The sequence below is a fragment of the Flavobacterium sp. genome (assembly GCF_041392005.1).
GTDB lineage: Bacteria > Bacteroidota > Bacteroidia > Flavobacteriales > Flavobacteriaceae > Flavobacterium.
Window position 1 is genome coordinate 1 of the sequence record NZ_JAWKMX010000050.1, and the last position, 1,739, is coordinate 1,739.

The following is a 1,739-nucleotide window of genomic DNA, read 5'->3' on the forward strand; positions in this document are numbered from 1 at the left end:
CGCCAACAATCATATCGATTTGTTGTTTGGTTTGCATTACATCAGCAATATCAGCGTCTAGTTCTGCTTTAGCCTTTTCATAATCGGGTGTTCCAGGTCCTTTCGCTACGATACGCGTTTTTTCTAATTGTTCGTCGTTACTATTGCCTAGGAAATTCCACCCATTAATATCATCAATATAACCGTTGTTGTCATCATCTTTACCGTTGTTAGCAATTTCTTTAGGGTTTACCCAAATTTGCCCTTTTAAATCTTCGTGACGAATATCTACACCAGAATCTACAATTCCAACAATTACAGTGGTAGATTTTTTTCCTTTTAGTAATTCTGCATAAGCTTTGTCAACACTCATACCAGGAATGGTGTCTTTAACTAGATCTAAATCACTCCATCTTTTTAAATCATTTTCAGCTATTGGCGTTGTTTTTAAAGGTTGGTTGTCAATGTTTTCAATAGGTGTAGAAATCATTTTAGACGAACCACAGCTTGAAAGTACCAAAGCAACAATTGCAGCTGACAAAATAGGTTTTAATGTTCTCATTTATATAGTTTTATGTTTATTAATCGTTATTATTTGACAAATATGCTTTTATTTTGTTACAAAGAAATTACTATTTAACACTAATTTAGGATTTCATTACAAGTAAACACATCTTTTAATCGCACTCCTTTTTCTGTATTTTGAACAGTGATAATTTGATTATGAGCATCGTGTTCTAGCCATAAATAATAATTATTTTCAGCTGCCATTTTTAAAAAGATTTCCTTTTCAGACATAGACATTAAAGGTCTTGTGTCGTATCCTGTTACATAGGGTATAGGAACATGTCCTGCAGTTGGTAGCATGTCGGCACAAAAAACAATGGTTTTTCCTTTGTAATTTATATGTGGAAGCATTTGTTTTTCGGTATGCCCATCGGCAAAGAAAATGCCAAAATCGAGCTCAGAAGTTTCAGAAAAACCACTTACAGGTCTTGATATAAAATGTAAATGGCCGCTTTCTTGCATGGGCATAATATTTTCTTTTAAAAAAGAAGCTTTTTCACGGGCGTTGGGTTGGGTTGCCCATTGCCAATGATTTTCATTTGTCCAATAACGGGCATTTTTAAAAGCCACTTCATAACCCGTTTTATCTTTATTCCAATTTACGCTTCCGCCACAATGATCAAAATGCAAATGCGTCATAAACACATCGGTAATATCATTTGGTTGAAAGCCTTTTTCTTTTAATGATTTTTCCAATGAATAATCGCCCCATAGCGAATAATAACCAAAAAATTTATCCGACTGCTTGTTACCCATTCCTGTATCAATCAAAATTAAACGGTTACCATCTTCTATCAGCATACATCGAGCGGCAATATCAATTAAATTATTATTGTCGGCTGGGTTGGTTTTGCTCCAAATCGTTTTTGGTACTACGCCAAACATTGCGCCACCATCTAATTTAAAATTACCTGCTTCAATAGGATAAATAGTCATACACAAAAATTTTACGCAATTTACAAAAATTCAACGAAAACGATAAGTTCTTTTTATATTACTATAAGTTATAAAAATTTGTGAATATATTGTTATTCGTAATTTATCAGCTATCTTTGCAATTAATTTAGACAAAATCAAAATAAGCATGATTAAAGTATCAGATGCAGCTAAAAAGAAAGCCATCGAGTTGATGACAGATGATGGATTTGATGCTACAAATGATTTTATTCGCGTAGGCGTAAAAAGCGGCGGAT

At 33.5% G+C, this 1,739-nt stretch carries 1 protein-coding gene and 2 pseudogenes; 1 reads left to right on the forward strand and 2 read right to left on the reverse strand.

The window, feature by feature from the left end; all coding sequences use genetic code 11:
• Together R2808_RS11460 and R2808_RS11465 are read right to left on the reverse strand one after the other, a co-directional pair.
• Window positions 1-541, reverse strand: a pseudogene (locus R2808_RS11460) (peptidase S8); the annotation flags it as partial.
• Between the two features lie 80 nt (window positions 542-621).
• The gene (locus R2808_RS11465; RefSeq protein ID WP_371271146.1) at window positions 622-1,482 is read right to left on the reverse strand and encodes an MBL fold metallo-hydrolase; all 861 of its coding nucleotides are present in this window, start codon (window positions 1,480-1,482) and stop codon (window positions 622-624) included.
• Between the two features lie 142 nt (window positions 1,483-1,624).
• Between R2808_RS11465 and R2808_RS11470 the strand changes: the two are divergent.
• Window positions 1,625-1,739: pseudogene (locus tag R2808_RS11470) on the forward strand (iron-sulfur cluster assembly accessory protein); the annotation flags it as partial.

Bases quoted from the DNA above. Each gene is read 5' to 3' on its own strand.
- R2808_RS11465 (WP_371271146.1), bottom strand. From the start codon at position 1,482: ATGACTATTTATCCTATTGAAGCAGGTAATTTTAAATTAGATGGTGGC.